Source organism: Herminiimonas fonticola, assembly GCF_040395855.1.
In the GTDB taxonomy this organism is placed as follows: Bacteria; Pseudomonadota; Gammaproteobacteria; order Burkholderiales; family Burkholderiaceae_D; genus Oxalicibacterium; species Oxalicibacterium fonticola_A.
The window spans coordinates 1-14,803 of sequence record NZ_JBEBPO010000061.1 but is presented as its reverse complement, the minus strand read 5'-3'; the positions used below and the strand labels follow the sequence as shown (position 1 = coordinate 14,803).

The window sequence follows — 14,803 nt, the reverse complement described above, 5'->3', positions numbered from 1 at the left end:
TGAAGCAAACCTTGTGTATCAGGCTCAGTCCTCAAGCTGAGTCTCTTGAGCCCGGTGTAAGCCGGGCTTTTTTTTATGGCCGTTCGCAATTGTCTGCGGCTGCATTACGGTAATCAGACAAGAACCCCTATGTGAGGAGAGTTCGTGACGAAAATCGCTACGACAAAAAGCCAGCATGTTTAATCCGCATGCATCACTTGGATGATCTGTGGCATCCGGAAATACTGGAAATGGCGGAAGACACGATTAAACGCATCGGCGCCACTTTTACACGCCACCGTATTTCTGCCGGCACCGATATAATGCTGAAAATTCTGCACCCTCCCTGAAAGGGAAGGTGCATCTCTGCCAGCCTACTCATCGACATGATTTCAACTAAATATAAAAAACTGGGATGGAACATCCTGCTGTTGGGTGCTGCCTTGCTGTCAAGCGGTTGCAGCAGTCTGGTGCAGTACCACGTCAATGCGCAACTGCCGCAGTACAAAGAGGATAGCGGCTACAGTGTCAGATCGGTAAATCTGGAACCCGGCGCCAGCAAGGTGTTTGTGGTGATCATGTTCTCCGGTGGCGGTGCACGATCGGCGGCGCTTGGTTATGGCGTACTGGAAGAATTGGCGCGCAATAAGTTTACCGCTGATGGCAAGACGCGACGATTGTTCGATGAAGTCGATCTGGTATATGGCGTATCGGGCGGTTCGATACTGGCTGCATATTACGGTTTGCACGGCGAAGGCGTGTTGAAGGATTTCAATGAGCGTTTCCTCGAACTTGATTTTCAGGACAAGATCATCAGTCGCGTGATTTCCCTGTCCAATCAATGGCGTTTGACTTCACCGCGTTTCGGTCGCTCCGATCTGCTGGAGGAGCAGCTCAATGAAGTGTTGTTTGACAAGGCCACATTTGATGATCTGGTGCACAAGCGCAAAGGCCCATTTGTGATCGTCAGCGCCACCGATATGTCCTCGGGCGGTCGCTTCGATTTCATCCAGGAATCCTTCAACTTTCTGTGTTCGGATTTAAGCAAATTCCCGATTGCGCGTGCGGTGGCGGCGTCGAGTGCAGTGCCGCTGCTTTTCTCGCCGGTGACGCTGTGGAATTACGCCGGCAGTTGCGACTATCAGGTGCCGCAGACGATACAGGAGGCCGGTGTCAGCAATCAGCGTGGCAGGGCTGCTGCCGCATCGCGTGCGCGCAGTCAGGAACTGCTCAGTTATCTCGACCGCAGCAAGCGCCCGTACATTCATTTGCTGGATGGCGGCTTGTCGGACAATCTCAGCATACGCGGCATTCTTGATCTGGAAGCGCTGATCGGTAGCCAGGCGGTGCAACGCGATTTTCGTCTGGACGAAATGGAAAAGCTGGTCGTGATTGTCGTCAATGCACAAAACGATCCGGAGAATTTGATCGATCAGAGTGCAGATGTGCCCGGCTTCATGGATGTGGTGCGTGCGATCGGCGACATTCCGATTGCACGCTATACGCAGGAATCTGAACGTGCGATGCAATCCACAATCGATCGCTGGCGCGAGTCTGCGCAAGCCAAGGCAGAGCAAAATGGAAGCGTGCCGCCATCGGTGTATTACATTAATATCGGTCTGAAGAATCTGGCGGATGAAGGCAAGCGGACAGAGCTTCTCAATGTACCGACTTCCCTGTATTTGCCCAAGAAAACCGTCCGGGAATTACGCTCTGCAGCTACTTCCTTGATGCATGAATCACCGGATTTCCTGAAATTGCTGGAAGATATCAAGGCAAGGCGTAGCAATTAATACCTGTAGCGATTAGATTTCCTGTTCCGGTAGTGCGCTTTCACAGCGGAGACGATGTATGAGCAAGGATGACGAATTGCAAAAAGCGATCCTGAACAATATTCCGGATCAGGCCTGGTTGAAGGACAAGGATTCGCGCTACATCCTTGTCAACGATGCATTTTGTGTTGCGTGCCGCTTGCCGGAAAGCGAGATTCTGCATAAAACGCCGGCAGAAGTATGGCCGCCGGAATGGGGTAATGAATACATCGAAACCGATCGGCGCGTGATGCAACAGGGCGAACGTTTGCGCTATGAAGAACAGCGTTATGCCGAAGACGGTACGCTGCGCTGGTACGACACGATCAAGACGCCGATACGCAATGAGCAGGGCGAAGTGATCGGCACCACCGGCATTTCACGCGAGATTACCGACAAGAAAAAAGCCGAGCAGGAATTGCTGGCCTCGCGCAGCCAGTTGCGTGAACTCTCCGCCTATTTGCAATCGGTGCGCGAAGAAGAGCGCACCCGCATCTCGCGCGAGCTGCACGATGAGCTGGGGCAATCGCTGACGGCGATACGTATCGGCCTCGGCGTGATTGAAAAACGTCATGCGCTGCAGGATGAAGAGTGGCGCAGCGATGTGGAGTCGCTGAAGAAAATTGCCGACTCGACCGTAGAGTCGGTACAGCGCATTGCGGCAGATTTGCGGCCGTTCATCCTGGATGAACTGGGTTTGCTGGCAGCGATCGAATGGCTGCTGGAATCATTTTCCGAGCGCAGTGCGGTGACATACGAATTGAAGCTGCCGAGCCCGCCACTGGATTTCAGCCGTGAAGTCAACACCGCAATCTTTCGCATACTGCAAGAGTCATTGACGAATGTCAGCCGGCATAGCCAGGCCACGTTTGTGATGGTCGAGTTGCAGCAACAGAGCGATAGCGTGAATCTGAAAATCACCGATAATGGAAAAGGCATGGATGCCTCCACCCGTGCGCGCCGTAAAAGTCTGGGCTTGCTCGGCATGCGCGAGCGTGCATTCATGCTGGGTGGCAATCTGACGATACACAGCACGCCGGATGCCGGCACCACGATAGAGGTGCGCATCCCGCGCAGCAGCGCGATCACGACAGGAGAATGAATTGATTCAAGTATTGATCGCCGATGATCACGCCATGATACGCGATGGCTTGAAGCAGATTATTTCTTTCGCATCGAATATGGCGGTCGTGGGCGAAGCCGCCGATGGCGAAGAAGTGCTGCAAAAAATTCGGGCGCTGAAAGTGGATGTGCTGGTACTGGATATGTCGATGCCGGGCAAGAGCGGGATTGCGCTGATACAGCAAATCAACGCATTGAAACCGGAGCTGCCTATCCTGATTCTGAGCATGCATCAGGAAAGCCAGTATGCGGTGCAGGCAATGCGCGCCGGTGCGTCCGGCTACATCACCAAGAATGCAGCTTCCAGTCAGCTGATAGACGGTATACGCAAGGTCGCCGAGGGCGGTACCTTTGTATCGCCGGCGATTTCCGACAAGCTGATCAAGCAATTGCAGAAACCGGAAAAGGAATTGCTGCATACCAAGCTGACGGCGCGCGAATTTCAGATATTCAATATGCTGGTGGAAGGGCATTCGGTCAACGAGATCGCAAATATCCTTTCTCTGAGCAATAAAACCATCAGCACGCACAAGGCTGCCATCCTGCAAAAAATGGAAGCGGCGACCACGGCCAATCTGGTGTATTACGCGGTCAAACACGGTTTGATCAATGAAGGCTACGATCAAGCCTGATTTCAGCTGATTTGCATCTAGGGATTTCCCTAGATGCAAATCAGGCGAATCCGATTTGCAGTGAGTTGAATCCGGCCTATGCTCATTTCTCAAGAACCTGATTTCTGGAGAAATGATGAGAACAACCCGTCCCGTAAGTTATGCCGAAAATGGCATGGTCGCCACTGCCCATTACCTGGCGACCGGCGCGGCACTGGATGTGTTGAAGGAAGGCGGCACGGCGGTTGATGCTGCCATTTGTGCAGCTGCCACCATGAGCGTGGTATTGCCGCACATGATAGGCATAGGCGGCGATGCGTTCTGGATGATCCACGATGCCAAATCGAATACGCTGAGCTCATTAAACGGCAGCGGTACCTGTGGTCAAAACATTTCTCTAGCCGATTATCAAGGCCTGGACGCGATCCCGCATCGGGGCCCGCGTGCTGCGATCACTGTGCCAGGCGCAGTGGATAGCTGGGGTCTGGCCCATGCACGTTTCGGCACGATGCCTTTATCCCGCTTGCTGGAGCCAGCGATTCGCTATGCACGTGAAGGCGTGGCGGTGACGCAGGATATCAGCCGCTGGATTAGCGACGATGCCGACGTATTTCGTCAGGATCCTGGCTCGGCCGGTATTTTCCTGAAAAACGGTGAAGCCTATCAAGCTGGCGAGCGCCTGCAGCAAGTTGCATTGGCTGACACGCTGGAAGGTATTGCAAAAAACGGCACGCGCCATTTCTACGAACATACTGCACATTCCATCGTCAATTATCTGAAGAGTCAGGGCGGTTTGCTGACGCTGGACGATTTCCATCAATACCACGCCAAGTGGGTGCAGCCGATCTCGACGACGTATCGCGGCTTTCAAGCCTTCCAGGTGCCGCCACCGTCGCAAGGCATAGCCGGCTTGATGATACTCAATTTCCTCAACGGCATCGATCTGAGCGGGCTGGATGCCAATTCGCCCGAGTATTACAACGCAATGATTCAGGCGATCAAATGGGCGTTCAACAAGCGCGATCAGTACCTGACCGATCCTGATTTTTCCGATATTCCTGTCGAACAATTGCTCGATCCTGCACTGGCGAATGCCGAACGTGCGGAGTGGCTGGCCGATACCAAACGTACACACGAAAATCGTGCTGGCGGCAGCGACACCACCTTCATCAGTATTGCCGACAAATACGGCAATGCAGTCGGCCTGGTGCAAAGCCTGTACTTCGATTTTGGCGCATGCGTGACCGATCCTGTTTCCGGTGTGTTGATGCAAAACCGCGGCAGCTTTTTCTCGCTGCAGCCGGACCATCCGAATGTTTTGAAGGCCGGCAAGCAAAGCGCATCGACGCTGATGTCCGGCATGCTGTTCAAGGATGGCAAGCCTTATATGGTGTACGGCACGCAAGGCGGCGAAGTACAGCCGCAGACGCAGACTTCGGTTGCAACTCGCGTGGTCGATTTCGGTCTGAATGTACAGGAAGCCATCGATGCGCCGCGCGTGTTGTACGGCCGCTCGTGGGGCGATACCTCTAACAAGTTGTTGCTGGAATCGGCCGCGCCGGAGGCAACGTTCGATGCCTTGCGTGAGCAGGGGCATCCGGTGGAAGCGGCGCAGTGGCCGTTCCCGCGCATGGGTACCGCACAGGCGGTTCGCTTGCCGGGACCGTGGTCACCATTTTTTGAAGGCGGTGCAGATCCGCGTGGCGAAGGAATTGCATTAGGTTTTTAGTTGTTTCATCCAGAGGAGATGGTCATGGAGATGGACTTATTAATACACAATGTTCGCGTGTGGGATGACAAACCACTGATGGATATTGGTATCAAGAATGGGAAAATTGTCGCAATAGAAGAAGGCATTCAAGCCTCGGCGACAGATGCAATCGATGCAGAGGGCCGCGCTGTTATTCCCGGCCTGGTCGAGCCGCATTTGCATCTGGAAAAAGCATTCCTGCACCGACGCCTGCCGCCGGTACTCGGCACGCTGGAAGAAGCAATACGCGTCACCGGCATCCTGAAAAGCAAACAGGAACGCAAGGATGTGCTGGATCGTTCACGCCAGGTGCTTGATATGGCGGTGAAGAACGGTACGGTCGCATTGCGCGCGCATCCCGACGTTGATTTGATTCAGGGCCTGATCGGTGTGGAAACCGTGCTGGAGCTGCGCGATGAATACAAGGATCTGATGGATATCCAGATCGTTGCATTCCCGCAGGAAGGCATCATCAAATCACCCGGCACCACCGACCTGATGGAAAAGTCGATGAGCATGGGTGCTGATGTGGTGGGTGGCTGTCCATACAACGAGTTGACATGGGACGACACCAAACGTCATATCGACATCGTGTTCGAGATGGCGCAAAAGTATGATGCGCCTATCGATCTGCATGCGGATTTCTCCGATGACGCAAGCGATCAACGCTTTGCTTCGGCAGCTTACGTTGCGCAAAAAACCATCGATACCGGTTATCAGGGCAGAGTATCGCTCGGCCATGTCACCAGTCTCGGTTCGCTTGATCCGGATGAGTTGAAGCCGGTGATCGAATTGCTGCGCAAGGCCGACATCAGCATCGTGACCTTGCCTGCGACCGATCTGTATCTGGGTGGCCGTAACGATACAAAAAATCGCCGTCGCGGTTTGACGCCGGTGCGTGCTCTGCATGAAGCGGGCGTCAACGTTGCCTACTCATCCAACAATATCCGCAATGCCTTCACGCCATTCGGCAAGGCGGACATGCTGGTGATCGGCAATATGCTGGCGCATGCGCTGTCGTTCGGCACGCCGGCCAATCAGGCGGCGATTCTGGACATGGGCACCATCAATGCCGCACGCTCGATCGGTATCGGCGACAACTACGGTGTCGCAGTCGGCAAGCAAGCCGATCTGGTGATTCTCGATACCTATCAGGTCGCCGATGCCTTGCTCGATATTCCTGCTCGTTCCTGGGTGATCAAACGCGGAAAAATAACCGTGGTAACTCAGCATAAAAGCACGATACATCGGCACGGTTGCTGTGGCGCACACGATCATGGTGAGAAGAACCATGTGTGCGAAACAGCCGGCGCCAAATAACAGAAATCAATACTTAATCAATAAATCAGGAGACAAGCATGAAAAAGCCACCACACGCAGTCGTAGCATCCTTACTCGCAGTGACCACCGTCCTCATGGCGCAATTGCCCTGGCACTTGCCAGTCTGGGCAATCTTTATCAGCTGGGCCGGCACCTTTGCCATGGGCGGTCCGACTGCCGCCAATCTGAAGCGTATCTGGCCGACGCTGCCTATCGGTTCGATTACCGGCTTTCTGGTTGTTACCGGTTTTGGTATCGCATCGAAGAATCTTTCCGGCACCAATCTGCTCATAGCAGAATGTGTGATTCTGTTCTGCCTGAACTCTGGCATGATCATGATGGCACGCTTTCCCGCCATTAGTTTCGTGCCGGGCATGTTCTTCGGCTTCGCATCTTTCTTCGCGACGATGTTCGGCGGTTTCGGTCCTACACCGAAAGATCCACTGTCCGCACTCGGTGTCGTGCTCGTGATGAGTTTCCTCGGTCCTATCTATGCCTGGATCACCGCCAACTTCTCGCATCGTCACGTGCCGCTGGAAAATACCTTCCCGAAATCAAACGCTACAGCGAATAATCACGTACAGCAAAAAGTCTGATTCGTCCTTGAAAGCACTGCCAGGTCTCAAAACTTGGTAGTGCTTTTTTTTTTGTGCAGAGTAAAAGCGGAAGACTTGCTGTTGAGAGTTATCGCACATTCAGATACATTCGTTTCGTTGCACACGTGGTTTAACAAGATAGACAAGCGCGTAGCGACTAGCCGGGATACGTCATAGTCGGTATGTGTCTTGTCGCCATAATTTATACGGAGACAAAATGAAAAACAGGCTTTTCCCCGGTATGACGAGAAGGGATTTTTTATCTGCCTCAGGTGCAATGGCGCTGGGTTCGATGGCGCCGCTATCGATGGCACTGGAAGCCAAACCGAAGAGCGTATTGGCTACTTCGACCAAAGGCATGGTAACCAGCCCGCATGAGCTGGCTACCAATGCCGGGCTGGATGTATTGAAATCAGGTGGCAATGCGATCGAAGCAGCGATTGCCATCGCCGCATGCCTGAACGTGACCTATCCGCATTTTTCCGGATTCGGCGGCGATGCCTTCATGATTATCAGCGATCGCAACGGCAAGGTCAGAACCTTGTCCGGCATCGGTCAGGCACCAGCCATTTTGCCGCAATACAGCGGCAATGCCATTCCTGTGCGAGGTCCGCAATCCATGCTGACCACGGCAGCCAACGTCGATACTTTAGGCAAGGCTTTTGATATCAGCCGTAATGAACTCGCTGGCGGCAAGAGCTGGGCTGAATTATTGAAACCGGCAATCGGTTTCGCCAGAGACGGTTTCCCGGTATCGCCATCGGAGCGTTTCTGGATGGATTTCCGCGAAAAGGAAATGAATGCGCTGCCGGGCGTTGCGCAATCCTTCATGATCAATGGCAAGGCGCCAGAAATCGGCCAGTTATTCAAGCAACCGCAGTTGGCCGATACGCTGGAGATGCTGGCGGTACGCGGCTATCGCGATTTTTACGAAGGCAAACTGGCAGAGCGCATTGCACAGGGATTGAAAAGCGCAGGCTCGCCACTGACGGCATCCGATCTGGCAAAAACGCAGGCGCGCATAGAACCGCCCTTGCGCGTCAATTATCGCGATGGCGTGTTGCTGGCGAACCAGCCGCCGACACAAGGTATTACCACGCTGGAAATCATGGGCATCCTTGATCGTTTCGATCTGAAGAAAATTCCAGAGGGCAGTGCAGATTATTATCACGTTGTGGTTGAGGCAGTGAAGCGCGCATTCATCGACCGCAATCAATACGTGGCCGACCCCGAATTTGTCAACGTTCCTTCGGCCAAACTGCTGTCGAAAGCGCACCTGGACCAACTCGCCGGCAAGATTCAAATGCAGCGTGCATTGCCATGGCCGCATGTCTTCAAGAACGGCGATACCGTGTACATCGGCGCGACCGATGCGCAAGGCAATTCGGTATCCATGCTGCAGACGGTTTATTTCGACTGGGGCAGCGGCATGATGGCGGGCGATACGGGCATCCTGTGGCATAACCGCGGCGCATCCTTCAGCCTGAAGGCGGATAGCCTGAATGTGCTGCAACCGGGAAAACGTCCTTTCCATACACTCAATCCGGGCATGTATCTGAAGAACGACAAGCCGCATATTTTGTATGGTACGCAAGGCGCGGATGGGCAGCCGCAAACGCTGGCGACTATTCTGACCAGAATGATCGATTACGGCATGGATCCGTTGACGGCCTTGTCGAAACCGCGCTTCCTGCTTGGAAAAACCTTTTCGGATACGCGAGATTCACTGAAGCTGGAAAAAGATGCGGGTGAAAAGGTATTCGAGGAGCTGGCGCGACGCGGTCATGAGATGAGCGTCATTCCTGCGCAAAGTCCATTGTCCGGTCATCCGGGTGCGATTGTGATCGATCAGAAGAGTGGCACCTTCTCTGGCGCACATGATCCGCGCAGCGATGGTCGTGCGTTGGGAGTTTAGCTGAGGAAAAAAACTGCTGGCTCAGTATCCGGTCTGAGCCAGCAATCAAAAAAGACAGGCAGAGCCTGTCTTTTTTATTACTGTGAATTACTTAACTGCAGGGGCTGCCGGAGCTGCGGCAGCAGCAGGTGCTTTTGCTTTCTTTTTGCTGGCTTTGTGTTTTTTTGCATGTGCTTTTGTTTTGTGTGCTGTTGCATGTGCTGAGGCAGCGGCGGGAGCAGCAGCAGGCGCTGGTGCAGCAGCAGGTGCCGGAGCTTGCGCGAACGCGACGGAGGCAAACAGACCAGCAACCAGGGCAGCGATTAATTTGTTCATGTGAATGCTCTCTTTAAAGTTGAGTGAAATAGTGCGAACTGTTTGTCAGTTCGTACGTACATAACGCCAGAAAAATATTGCGGTTGACGCATTCATAAAAATATTTTGCATGGATTTTCAGTCGTGAAATGTCAATGACGACGTGAAGATTTTGTTAAGGCGAATCGTGTTTTTTTGAAAAACATGCTGGCTTTTTCTCATCTCTTCCATTGCTTTTGCAGTACCTCCTTCCCTTCAGCGTTACTGCAGTTGCGCCCTGATCCATAAAATAAAACGCACATTCATCGCGTACGCATCAATGGAGTACCTTGTCATGGCGGGAAGTCATGTATCCGTCTATTACTGGCGCATGCCGTGCATCGGAACTAGTAGCAGTGCGGTCAGTGCCGGCACAGACATGCGCTGTCTCCTTTGTAAAAAACACTAGGCTATTCTTTGTCGCTTGCATTACCTTTAAATCTATTCAAGCGACTTCATTGATGAATTTCCGTATGGTAACTTTGTAAGAAAGTTTCTCTCACGATCGGCCACGTTTGCTTCCAAAGACGTATGCAGTTTCACTGCGCGTAGAAAAAGACAGGCATGAAAAATCGAAAAGAAGAACGCTTGCGGCTCGCCACTTTGGTAACGGCCGGCGTGTGCGCAACAGTGGCTGTGACCATGTTTGCGCTGTTTATGCTGGTCGATCACTTTGCCGCCAATTACGCAAGGGAACAGGCCAATGAGCGTCTGCAACAATTGTCGTGGCAGATGCGTGATTCGCTCGATCTCGGCATGCAGCAGGCGGTCAATCATGTGCGCACCATTGCCGATTTGCCGGTGGTGCGCGATGCAGATGATGCGGTCGTCATCCGTCAGATATTCAGCAACATCCGGCGGCATTTTCCCGATTATGCGTGGATAGGTCTGACCGATCAGCAAGGCAAGGTGCTTGCCGGTAGCGAAGGCTTGCTGGAAGGTGTAGACGTCAGCCAGCACAGCTGGTTTTCCGACGGAAAAATCAGTTTGTTTACCGATGACTACCATCCGACGGTTTTGCTGGAAAATAAGCTTCCGGAATCTGATACGCGCTGGCGCTTTGTCGATATAGCTTTTCCGGTTACACGCAGCAATGGCGAATTTCGCGGTGTGCTCGGCGTGTATCTCAGTTGGGAATGGGCGCGCGGCATTGCACATGAATTGCTGATGCCGACTGCTCAGCAATATCAGGTTGAAGTGATTGTGGTGCGGGACGATGGCATGATCATTCTCGGCCCCGACTATCTGGAAGAAACCACAGTCAATACCGATAGCGTGAAGTTGGCGCGTAATGGCGGTACCGGCGCCATTGTCGAAACATGGCCGAATGGCAGGCGCTATCTGACCGGCTATGCACAGACTGGTTTGCGCACTCCGGATTTTCCTGTCAAATGGTCGATTCTGATACGGCAACCGGAAGAGATTGCACTGGCAGATTTTCGCGATCTGCAACACCAGATCTTGCTCGTGGGTGGTGGTATCGGTTTGTTGCTCGCACTGGTTGCCATTGCATTGGGACGGCGCCTGGCAAAACCGCTGGACGATTTGAGTGCCGCGATTCTGGATCAGGCCCAAGACGGTGCGATCAAAACCATTCCCATCACTGACAGTTACCAGGAAGTGCATCTGCTTTCGATGACATTGGCTCATATGGTGGAACGTGAGCGGCAGCATGTCATGCGCTTGCATGCGCTGAATGAAAATCTGGAAAACCTGGTGCATGAGCGTACCAGCGAGATTGAGAAAAAAGCCCTGGCGCTGGAAACGTCGCTGGCGCAACAACTCGAAATTCAAACCCGACTGAAAGATAGCGAGACGGAATTGCGTGCGATTCTGCACAACGCCAACGATGCCTTCATTGCGATCGATCAGGATGGCATCATCGTCGAATGGAATGAACAGGCTGAACATTTGCTGGGCTGGACGCGCGCCGAAGCATGCGGCCGGCAGGCGGAACAGATGATCGTTCCTCCGGCACAGCGTGCGGCCTATGTTGAAAGCTTGCAGGATTTTCTCAACACCGGTACCAGCAAGGTGATCAATCGCAGAATAGAAGTCAATGCGCTGCGGCGCGACGGTCTCGAGTTTCCGGTGGAATTGGCAGTCGCTTCAGTGCCGCGCCACAATGGCCGGCTGTTCATCGCATTCCTGCATGACATTACCGAAAGGCAGCGCTTGCAGACTACGCTGACGAACATGGCATTGAAGGATGCGCTCACCGATTTGCCGAACCGGCGCGCGCTGATGCAGAAATTACCGGAAGCGATTGTGCGTGCAGCGCGCCTGGGCAAACCGCTGGCAGTTTTATTCCTCGATCTGGATGGATTCAAGGGTATCAATGACGGCTATGGGCATGAGGCCGGGGATGAGCTCTTGCGCACGATGGGGCAACGGATAGTCGGTGTGGTGCGTGCGACCGATACCGTGGTGCGGCTGGCGGGCGATGAATTTGTGGTAGTGCTGGAAATGCTGAACGGCGACGCCGATGCACTTGAAGTCGCCGACAAGATATTGCAGGCGATTCAGCAGCCGTTTGTCTTGAGCGCTGCAACCGTATCGCTGTCTGGCAGCATAGGCATCGCCATGCATTGGCCGGAAGACCTCACGCATGCAGAGCAGTTGATTACGCTGGCGGACGGTGCAATGTATGCAGCGAAAAAGCAGGGCAAGAATCGCGCTGTTGCCGTTTAGCGTTGCGCTGAATCATTCCACCGTTTCCCATGCATTTGCTTTCTTGCGCATGGCCAGTGCACGTCGATAGCTGCGCCCGCCCAGCCACAGGCTCAAGGCAATGGTGGTGCAAACGAGTTGTCCTGCTGCAAGCAAGACCGGCGAATGCGACAGGGCAGGAGCGATGACGCCGGCAACCAGCGCGCCCAGCAGCATCAATACGAAGGATTGGCAGGAAGCGACGATGCCGCGAATATTCGGGAACAGGTCCAGCACCATCAGCGTAACGCCGGGCGCCACCATGGACATGCCGAAGGTATAGAAAAACAGCGGGGCGACCGACCACGGCAGCATGGGTGGATAGAGAGCGTGATAGATCACATTGAACACGCTGGCGCCGACCAGCAAGGCAAAGCCGATCAAGACCTGACGCCCGAGCGGGATGTTGCCGGCGAGACGGTTGGCGCTCAATGCGCCGCAGAAAATTCCCGCCACTGTCGGTACGAATTGCCAGCCGAACTGATCCGGTCCCAGGCCAAGATGCTCGACCAGAAAAACCGGCGCCGCAGCAACATACAGAAACATGCCGGCAAAATTGAAAGCCACTGCGCCAGCCTTCAAATGAAACAGCGGTGAGCGAAACACGCGTTTATAGCTTTGGTACAGAAATTGCGGATTGAAGCGATGGCGTTTTTCTGGCGGCAATGATTCCGGCAAGCGTTTGTAGCAATAGAAAAGCAGCAGCACTGCATAGGCAAACAATGCCAGAAAGATTGCGCGCCAATCCATGCGTTTGACGATCCAGCCGCCGAGCATGGGCGCAATCGCCGGTGCAATCGAAAAAATCATGGTGACCAGCGACAGCAGTTTTTCTGCTGCGGCTCCTGCATACAGATCGCGGATGATGGCGCGGCCGATCACCACGCCGGCACCGGCCGAGATGCCTTGCAGCATGCGGAAGGCCCACAGATATTCAATGCTGTGCGCAGCAGCGCAACCCAGGGTCGCCACTGCAAAGACAGCCAGTGAAACCAGAATGATATTGCGGCGGCCGAAGGCATCCGACAAGGCCCCGTGCCACAGGATCATCACGGCAAAGGAAAACAGGTAAGCCGTCAGCGTTTGCTGGACTTCGAGCGCGCTGGCGCCGAGGGACGCCTGAATGTTGGGGAAGGCCGGCAGATACGTGTCGATCGAAAACGGACCCAGCATGGACAGGGCAGCCAGCATGATGGCGAGTGCACTGCTGCTGATGGCGATCGTCCCGAATGCGGCGGACGAAGGGCTGGGTGATTCAGATGACATCGGACTGCTTTCTATTCTTGAGGTGGTGATGCGTTGCAGATTGCGGCATCGGGCGGCATGCTGCGATTCAGGGGAATGCAGAAGTATGCGCTTTTCTGCGCGAGACGTTTCGCGGCACGCAAAAACGGGTACAGGAAGGGTGAAAGCAAGGCGCTGCAGAACCGGCCCTAAAGTCGATTCTGCAGCATGTTGTGATCCGCAGTACAGGAGTGTTGCGGAGACTGCTGGTGAAGAAATTTACAGGCCGAGTTCGGACAAACCTGGATGGTCATCCGGACGGCGACCCAGTGGCCAGTGAAATTTGCGCTCTGATTCCTTGATGGGCATGTCGTTGATGCATGCATAACGATTCTTCATCAGGCCATCCGGGCCAAATTCCCAGTTCTCGTTGCCGTATGAACGGAACCAGTTGCCTGCATCGTCATGCCATTCATACGCATAACGAACTGCAATGCGATTATCGGTGAAAGCCCATAGTTCCTTGATCAGGCGATAGTCGAGTTCCTTGTTCCATTTGCGCTCGAGAAAGGCTTGTGCCTCCTCGCGATTGGTAACGAATTCGACCCGATTGCGCCACTTGGTATCGACGCTGTAAGCGAGCGAAACTTTTTCTGCATTGCGGCTGTTCCAGCCATCTTCCGCACCACGAACTTTCTGGATGGCGGTTTCGCGGGTGAAGGGCGGTAGCGGCGGACGGACATTAGGACTGACTGACATGAAGATCTCCATTGTTTGAGTGGAACTGCATTGCATTCGACTCCGGTAATGAGTAAAAAAATAAGTTCAGGAGCGCAATAATTTGCTTGCGAGTTTTTTCGCGTCGCGTGCTGCTTCCCTGTTACCCATTACCAAAGCAACCGTAATCGCGCCGTCGATCAGAATGAGAAATTGTCTTGCCAGTTCATCCGGATCATCTGCGCCATATTCTTCTGCCAGCTCGCGCAAAAAATTACGCAGCTTGACCTTGTGTTCTTTTGCCACTGCACGGATAGGCGTGCTCGCATCACCGATTTCTCCTGCTGCATTGATGAATGCACAGCCACGAAAGTCGGGTGTGAAAAACCATTCTTCCAGCGCATCGAAAGTAGCCAGCAATCTTCCGGCCGCTGTGTCTGCCTTGTTGCTGGCCGCGATAAACCAGCGCATCCAGCGTTCATCGCGTTTGCTCAAGGCTTCGGCAACCAGCTCATCCTTGGTACGGAAGTAGCGGTAGATGGTTTTTCTCGCCACCCCCGACGATTTGACGATCAGGTCCATACCGGTGGCGCAGATGCCGCCGGCATAGATGAGGCGCTCGGTCACAGCCAGCAGCTTGTCTCTTGTTTCATTGGCGACCGTATTTTCCATGCGTGCGATGGTAGAACGATTGTTCTCCTTGCGTCAAGAATTTT

Annotated in this window: 12 protein-coding genes; 8 read left to right on the top strand and 4 right to left on the bottom strand. The window is 53.8% G+C overall.

From position 1 onward, the window contains the following. The first annotated feature begins 365 nt into the window (after nt 1–365). From ABWP27_RS08915 to ggt (ABWP27_RS08885), 7 genes are all read left to right on the top strand, one after another. Nucleotides 366–1,772, top strand: a complete 1,407-nt coding sequence (locus ABWP27_RS08915) for a patatin-like phospholipase family protein (protein WP_353155780.1) — start codon at nt 366–368, stop codon at nt 1,770–1,772. 58 nt (nt 1,773–1,830) lie between these two features. After that, nucleotides 1,831–2,892, top strand: a complete 1,062-nt coding sequence (locus tag ABWP27_RS08910) for a PAS domain-containing sensor histidine kinase (RefSeq protein WP_353155778.1) — start codon at nt 1,831–1,833, stop codon at nt 2,890–2,892. A 1-nt stretch (nt 2,893) separates the two neighbouring features. After that, on the top strand, nt 2,894–3,544 hold the full coding sequence (locus tag ABWP27_RS08905) for a response regulator transcription factor (RefSeq protein ID WP_353155777.1): 651 nt from the start codon (nt 2,894–2,896) through the stop codon (nt 3,542–3,544). A gap of 115 nt (nt 3,545–3,659) precedes the next feature. After that, the gene (ggt, locus tag ABWP27_RS08900) at nt 3,660–5,252 is read left to right on the top strand and encodes a gamma-glutamyltransferase (RefSeq protein ID WP_353155775.1); all 1,593 of its coding nucleotides are present in this window, start codon (nt 3,660–3,662) and stop codon (nt 5,250–5,252) included. A 30-nt stretch (nt 5,253–5,282) separates the two neighbouring features. Beyond that, nucleotides 5,283–6,593, top strand: a complete 1,311-nt coding sequence (locus ABWP27_RS08895; protein WP_353155773.1) for an amidohydrolase family protein — start codon at nt 5,283–5,285, stop codon at nt 6,591–6,593. A 38-nt stretch (nt 6,594–6,631) separates the two neighbouring features. Then, entirely contained in the window at nt 6,632–7,189 is a 558-nt protein-coding gene (locus ABWP27_RS08890; RefSeq protein WP_353155772.1) for a DUF1097 domain-containing protein, read from the top strand. A 217-nt stretch (nt 7,190–7,406) separates the two neighbouring features. Further along, the gene (gene ggt, locus ABWP27_RS08885; RefSeq protein WP_353155770.1) at nt 7,407–9,104 is read left to right on the top strand and encodes a gamma-glutamyltransferase; all 1,698 of its coding nucleotides are present in this window, start codon (nt 7,407–7,409) and stop codon (nt 9,102–9,104) included. Nucleotides 9,105–9,191: 87 nt separating this feature from the next. Here the strand turns inward: ggt (ABWP27_RS08885) and ABWP27_RS08880 are convergent, their stop codons facing one another. After that, nucleotides 9,192–9,419, bottom strand: coding sequence for a hypothetical protein (locus ABWP27_RS08880; protein ID WP_353155768.1), 228 nt, complete (start codon nt 9,417–9,419; stop codon nt 9,192–9,194). Nucleotides 9,420–10,001: 582 nt separating this feature from the next. Here ABWP27_RS08880 and ABWP27_RS08875 point away from each other — a divergent pair. Then, a complete protein-coding gene (locus ABWP27_RS08875) occupies nt 10,002–12,128 on the top strand; it encodes a diguanylate cyclase domain-containing protein (protein WP_353155766.1) in 2,127 nt (708 codons plus the stop codon). Nucleotides 12,129–12,140: 12 nt separating this feature from the next. On the opposite strand, the gene ABWP27_RS08870 is transcribed toward ABWP27_RS08875, so the two are convergent. From ABWP27_RS08870 to ABWP27_RS08860, 3 genes are all read right to left on the bottom strand, one after another. Beyond that, nucleotides 12,141–13,412, bottom strand: a complete 1,272-nt coding sequence (locus ABWP27_RS08870) for a multidrug effflux MFS transporter (RefSeq protein WP_353155765.1) — start codon at nt 13,410–13,412, stop codon at nt 12,141–12,143. 237 nt (nt 13,413–13,649) lie between these two features. Next, nucleotides 13,650–14,129: a nuclear transport factor 2 family protein gene (locus ABWP27_RS08865; protein WP_353155763.1), complete on the bottom strand. Its 480-nt coding sequence runs from the start codon at nt 14,127–14,129 to the stop codon at nt 13,650–13,652. 66 nt (nt 14,130–14,195) lie between these two features. Continuing rightward, complete coding sequence (locus ABWP27_RS08860) at nt 14,196–14,759, bottom strand: TetR/AcrR family transcriptional regulator (RefSeq protein ID WP_353155761.1); 564 nt, start codon at nt 14,757–14,759, stop codon at nt 14,196–14,198. Nucleotides 14,760–14,803 lie beyond the last annotated feature (44 nt).

Excerpts from the sequence above, each read along its gene's own strand:
- ABWP27_RS08865 (WP_353155763.1), bottom strand. The coding sequence starts at position 14,129 with ATGTCAGTCAGTCCTAATGTCCGTCCGCCGCTACCGCCCTTCACCCGC.
- ABWP27_RS08870 (WP_353155765.1), bottom strand. The coding sequence starts at position 13,412 with ATGTCATCTGAATCACCCAGCCCTTCGTCCGCCGCATTCGGGACGATC.
- ABWP27_RS08915 (WP_353155780.1), top strand. The coding sequence starts at position 366 with ATGATTTCAACTAAATATAAAAAACTGGGATGGAACATCCTGCTGTTG.
- ABWP27_RS08895 (WP_353155773.1), top strand. The coding sequence starts at position 5,283 with ATGGACTTATTAATACACAATGTTCGCGTGTGGGATGACAAACCACTG.
- ABWP27_RS08880 (WP_353155768.1), bottom strand. The coding sequence starts at position 9,419 with ATGAACAAATTAATCGCTGCCCTGGTTGCTGGTCTGTTTGCCTCCGTC.
- ABWP27_RS08860 (WP_353155761.1), bottom strand. The coding sequence starts at position 14,759 with ATGGAAAATACGGTCGCCAATGAAACAAGAGACAAGCTGCTGGCTGTG.
- ABWP27_RS08910 (WP_353155778.1), top strand. The coding sequence starts at position 1,831 with ATGAGCAAGGATGACGAATTGCAAAAAGCGATCCTGAACAATATTCCG.
- ggt (WP_353155775.1), top strand. The coding sequence starts at position 3,660 with ATGAGAACAACCCGTCCCGTAAGTTATGCCGAAAATGGCATGGTCGCC.
- ggt (WP_353155770.1), top strand. The coding sequence starts at position 7,407 with ATGAAAAACAGGCTTTTCCCCGGTATGACGAGAAGGGATTTTTTATCT.
- ABWP27_RS08875 (WP_353155766.1), top strand. The coding sequence starts at position 10,002 with ATGAAAAATCGAAAAGAAGAACGCTTGCGGCTCGCCACTTTGGTAACG.
- ABWP27_RS08890 (WP_353155772.1), top strand. The coding sequence starts at position 6,632 with ATGAAAAAGCCACCACACGCAGTCGTAGCATCCTTACTCGCAGTGACC.